General features: G+C 58.0%; 1 protein-coding gene. It reads right to left on the bottom strand.

The window, feature by feature from the left end:
• Positions 1–276 (bottom strand): efflux RND transporter permease subunit (locus tag RTW80_RS29125; protein ID WP_312721593.1); only part of this gene is annotated, 276 nt, incomplete at both ends.

The raw sequence follows: 276 nt of genomic DNA, 5'->3' as shown, positions 1-276 counted from the left end.
ATAGGTTTGCAGCGTCCCGAAGAGATCGGTGAGCGACACGCCCTGCGCTTTCGCCTTATCACGGTCAACCTGTACATCCAGCTGCGGAACGTTTGCCTGGTAGGTTGAGATAGGGAAATGCATCCCCGGCGTCTGCATAATCGCCCCGGACATGGTGTTCACCGCGTTTTGCAGCGCGCCATAGCCCAGACCAGCACGATCCTGAATGTACAGCGAATAGCCCGATCCCTGGCCCAGACCTAAAATCGGCGGCGGCAGAATCGAGAAGCCAAAGCC

Source organism: Escherichia sp. AM3 (assembly GCF_032029835.1).
GTDB lineage: Bacteria > Pseudomonadota > Gammaproteobacteria > Enterobacterales > Enterobacteriaceae > Escherichia > Escherichia coli.
The sequence above is the reverse complement of the archived record's forward strand: the minus strand, read 5'-3'. Positions and strand labels throughout refer to the sequence as shown.